Source organism: Streptomyces sp. SID10853 (assembly GCF_010548145.1).
In the GTDB taxonomy this organism is placed as follows: domain Bacteria; phylum Actinomycetota; class Actinomycetes; order Streptomycetales; family Streptomycetaceae; genus Streptomyces.
The window spans coordinates 1-4,767 of the sequence record NZ_JAAGLN010000361.1; the positions used below are offsets into that span (position 1 = coordinate 1).

The window sequence follows — 4,767 nt, forward strand, 5'->3', positions numbered from 1 at the left end:
CGGCGGCCGTCCCGGCGGCGGCGCTCCCGGTGGTGGCTTCGGCGGACGTCCCGGTTTCTCGGGCCGTCCCGGCGGCCCCGGTGGCCGCGGTGGCACACAGGGTGCCTTCGGCCGTCCCGGCGGGCCCGCCCGCCGTGGCCGCAAGTCGAAGCGGCAGAGGCGCCAGGAGTACGAGTCGATGCAGGCTCCGTCGGTGGGCGGTGTCATGCTGCCCCGCGGCAACGGGCAGGCTGTCCGGCTGTCCCGCGGCGCGTCCCTCACCGACTTCGCGGAGAAGATCAACGCGAACCCGGCGTCGCTCGTCGGCGTGATGCTGAACCTCGGCGAGATGGTCACTGCGACGCAGTCCGTCCCGGACGAGACGCTGAAGCTTCTCGCGGACGAGATGAACTTCGTCCTGGAGATCGTCAGCCCCGAGGAGGAGGACCGCGAGCTGCTCGAGTCCTTCGACATCGAGTTCGGCGAGGACGAGGGCGGCGAAGAGGCTCTCGTCTCGCGCCCGCCGGTCGTCACCGTCATGGGTCACGTCGACCACGGTAAGACCCGGCTGCTCGACGCGATCCGCAAGACGAACGTCATCGCGGGCGAGGCCGGCGGCATCACGCAGCACATCGGTGCCTACCAGGTCTCCTCCGAGGTCAACGGCGAGGACCGCCGTATCACCTTCATCGACACCCCGGGTCACGAGGCGTTCACCGCCATGCGTGCCCGCGGTGCGAAGTCCACCGATATCGCGATCCTCGTGGTGGCGGCGAACGACGGTGTGATGCCCCAGACGATCGAGGCGCTGAACCACGTCAAGGCGGCCGGTGTGCCGATCGTCGTCGCGGTCAACAAGATCGACGTCGAGGGCGCGGACCCGACCAAGGTGCGCGGTCAGCTCACCGAGTTCGGGCTGGTGGCCGAGGAGTACGGCGGCGACACGATGTTCGTCGACATCTCCGCCAAGCAGGGTCTCCACATCGATTCCCTCCTGGAGGCCGTCGTCCTCACCGCCGACGCCTCGCTCGACCTGCGGGCCAACCCGGAGCAGGACGCGCAGGGTATTGCGATCGAGTCCCACCTGGACAAGGGCCGCGGTGCCGTCTCGACCGTCCTCGTCCAGCGCGGCACGCTGCGCATCGGCGACACGATGGTCGTCGGCGACGCGTACGGCCGGGTCCGGGCGATGCTCGACGACAACGGCAACAACCTCGAGGAAGCGGGTCCCTCGACCCCCGTCCTCGTACTGGGTCTCACCAACGTCCCGGGTGCAGGCGACAACTTCCTGGTGGTCGACGAGGACCGTACGGCCCGTCAGATCGCCGAGAAGCGTGCCGCCCGTGAGCGCAACGCCAATTTCGCCCGCAAGGGCGTCAGGTTCTCCCTGGAGAACCTGGACGAGGCGCTCAAGGCCGGTCTGGTCCAGGAGCTCAACCTCATCATCAAGGGCGACGCGTCCGGTTCGGTGGAGGCTCTCGAGTCCTCGCTGCTCCAGCTCGACGTCGGCGAAGAGGTGGACATCCGGATCCTGCACCGCGGTGTGGGTGCGGTCACCGAGTCGGACATCGACCTGGCGACCGGCTCCGACGCCATCGTCATCGGCTTCAACGTGCGCGCCGCAGGGCGTGCCGCGCAGATGGCCGAGCGCGAAGGCGTGGACGTCCGGTACTACTCGGTCATCTACCAGGCGATCGAAGAGATCGAAGCGGCCCTCAAGGGCATGCTCAAGCCGGAGTACGAAGAGGTCGAGCTCGGCACGGCGGAGATCCGCGAGATCTTCCGCTCGTCCAAGCTGGGCAACATCGCCGGTGTGCTGGTCAGGTCCGGCGAGGTCAAGCGCAACACCAAGGCGCGCCTGCTGCGTGACGGCAAGGTCGTCGCGGAGAACCTCAACATCTCCGGTCTGCGCCGCTTCAAGGACGACGTCACCGAGATCCGCGAAGGGTTCGAGGGCGGTATCAACCTCGGCAACTTCAACGACATCAAGATCGACGACGTCATCGCGACGTACGAGATGCGCGAGAAGCCCCGCGGCTGATCCGTATCGCGGCTGATCCGTACCCGAGCGGTACGGACCGGCCGGGCGCAGCCCCAGGGCAGCGCAGTGGTCGGGGCCGTTCGGCGGGAGTTATATCCGTCGAGCGGCCCCGGCCGTTGCGTGTACGGTTCTGGTGTCCCCGCCAAGCGGTTGGCGGGGCGCGACCCCGAACCGGCGGGACATCCGGACATGCATGTATGTAGGGACACTGTCCTTCGATCTCCTGCTCGGCGACGTACGGTCGCTGAAGGAGAAACGCTCCGTCGTCCGGCCCATCGTGGCCGAACTCCAGCGCAGGTTCGCGGTGAGCGCGGCCGAGGTCGGCGACCAGGATCTGTACCGCAGGGCCAGGATCGGCCTCGCGGTCGTGTCCGGCGGGACGGGGCACCTCACTGATGTACTCGACCGGTGCGAGCGGCTTGTCGCCGCCCGGCCCGAGGTGGAGCTGCTGTCCGTACGACGGCGGCTGCACGGCGACGAAGACGATTGAGCAAGGCTCGAGAAGGAGACGGACCAGTGGCCGACAACGCGCGGGCGAAAAAGCTGGCGGACCTCATCCAGGAGGTGGTCGCCGAGAAACTGCAGCGCGGCATCAAGGACCCCCGTCTGGGCACGCACGTGACCATCACGGACACCCGCGTCACCGGTGACCTGCGGGAGGCCACGGTCTTCTACACGGTCTACGGGGACGACGAGGAGCGGGCGAGCGCCGCGGCCGGTCTGGAGAGCGCCAAGGGCATCCTGCGGTCGGCGGTCGGTGCGGCGGCGGGGACGAAGTTCACGCCCACCCTCGCCTTCGTGGCCGACGCGCTGCCGGAGAACGCCAAGGCGATCGAGGATCTCCTCGACCGGGCCAGGGCGTCGGACGCCAAGGTGCGCGAGGCGTCGTCCGGCGCCACGTACGCCGGCGGGGCCGACCCGTACCGCAAGCCGGAGGACGAGGCCGACGAGGCCGCCGCGTCCGGCGACGACGACGGGGACAACGCCTCCGCATGACACAGCAGAACTCCGTGCCGGACGGCCTTGTCATCGTCGACAAGCCGTCCGGCTTCACTTCGCACGACGTCGTGGCCAAGATGCGCGGGATCGCGAAGACCCGCCGGGTCGGCCACGCGGGCACCCTCGACCCGATGGCCACCGGCGTCCTCGTTCTCGGGGTCGAGAAGGCCACCAAGATGCTCGGCCATCTCGCGCTGACCGAGAAGGAGTACCTCGGTACGATCCGGCTCGGCCAGAACACCGTCACCGACGACGCCGAGGGCGAGATCACCTCGTCCACCGACGCATCGGCCGTGACCCGTGAGGCCATCGACGCCGGGGTGGCCGAGCAGACCGGCGCCATCATGCAGGTGCCGTCCAAGGTCAGCGCCATCAAGATCGACGGAAAGCGTTCGTACGCGCGGGTGCGCGGCGGCGAGGAGTTCGACATCCCGGCCCGTCCGGTGACCGTCTCCTCGTTCCGGGTGTACGACGTCCGCCCGGCCGTCGCCGACGACGGGACGCCCGTCGTCGACCTGGTCGTCTCGGTGGTCTGCTCGTCCGGTACGTACATCCGCGCCATCGCCCGCGACCTCGGGGCGGCCACCGGGGTCGGCGGCCATCTGACGGCGCTGCGCCGGACCAGGGTCGGCCCGTACGGGCTCGACACCGCCCGGACGCTGGACCAGCTCCAGGAGGAGCTGACGGTGATGCCGGCCGCGGACGCCGCCGCTGCCGCCTTCCCCCGCTGGGACGTGGACGAGAGGCGGGCCAGGCTGCTGCTCAACGGTGTCCGGCTCGACATGCCCGGATACCCGGCAGGGGCCGTGGCCGCCTTCGGCCCCGACGAGCGCCTGCTCGCCCTGGTCGAGGAGGAGAACGGCAAGGCCAAGAGCCTCGCCGTCTTCGGCTGACCGAACGCCGCCCCACGGGCCCACCGTGGAGCGGGCGGGGCCGCCTGCCCGCTCCACGATCCCCCTCGCAAGGGGTCTGTCCATCGCGCCCCCGCGATTCACTCGTTTGGCCAGGCGCTCGGAGTGAATGCCGGGAGCGCAAGGGGGCGCTTTCGGCCGGTGTGCTTCTCCCGGCGATCACCGCGTGCCTACGGTCTGACCATGGGAAGCGGGGTGGGGAACGGGGTGGAAGACCGGGACCGGGAGACGCTGGTACGCATCTGCGATCCGGCGGGACGCCTGCGAGGCACCGGCTTCGTCGCCGATGACCGGGGCACGGTGGTCACCGGCCACGAGGTGGTCGCCGGCCTCACCGGCGCCGTGCTGTACGGGGCGGCCGGCCGGTCGTGCTGCGCCGGGTCCGGAGCGGTCACCGCACTGCCCGAGCTGGGGCTGGCCCTGATCCGGAGCGAGGACCTCGGGGTGGCTCCGCTGCCCGTCGCCGTCCGGGACACGGTGGACACCGGCACCTATGTGCGGGTCGCCGCGCTCGGCTGGCGCGCCGCCCGCGTCCTGGGCGAGACCACCGTGACCTACCCGGCGGACGGCCGCTGTCACCGCCCCGCCGCCCTTGAGCTGGCGCTCGGCACCCAGGGCAGCGACGCGCTCCGGCCGGGCGGTGGAGCAGCGGGCGGACCCGTCGTGGACGCCTCGACCGGCGCTGTGCTCGCGGTGCTCGGCACCACCTTCCTGGGCGAGCGCCCGGTGGCCGGTCTCGCCGTTCCGCTGCGCGGCGCAGCGCTGGCCCCGCTGCTGCGGCGCAACGCCGCGACCGTCCCCGGCTACGGCCGCGACCTCAACCTGGCGGCCGTCCTT

General features: G+C 70.7%; 5 protein-coding genes. All 5 read left to right on the forward strand.

The genetic code is table 11. The annotated features are described in order from the left end of the window. Nucleotides 1-2,020, forward strand: a 2,020-nt coding sequence (gene infB, locus G3I19_RS34585; RefSeq protein WP_164267658.1) for a translation initiation factor IF-2, incomplete at its 5' end; no start/stop codon positions are given. A gap of 193 nt (nt 2,021-2,213) precedes the next feature. Next, on the forward strand, nt 2,214-2,510 hold the full coding sequence (locus G3I19_RS34590) for a DUF503 domain-containing protein (RefSeq protein WP_164267659.1): 297 nt from the start codon (nt 2,214-2,216) through the stop codon (nt 2,508-2,510). A gap of 26 nt (nt 2,511-2,536) precedes the next feature. Next, a complete protein-coding gene (rbfA, locus tag G3I19_RS34595; protein WP_164267660.1) occupies nt 2,537-3,016 on the forward strand; it encodes a 30S ribosome-binding factor RbfA in 480 nt (159 codons plus the stop codon). Further along, nucleotides 3,013-3,912: a tRNA pseudouridine(55) synthase TruB gene (gene truB / locus G3I19_RS34600; RefSeq protein ID WP_164267661.1), complete on the forward strand. Its 900-nt coding sequence runs from the start codon at nt 3,013-3,015 to the stop codon at nt 3,910-3,912. The genes rbfA and truB overlap by 4 nt, the downstream gene beginning before the upstream one ends. Nucleotides 3,913-4,113: 201 nt before the next feature. Next, a partial coding sequence (locus G3I19_RS34605) for a trypsin-like peptidase domain-containing protein (RefSeq protein ID WP_203601008.1) occupies nt 4,114-4,767 on the forward strand: 654 nt, incomplete at its 3' end.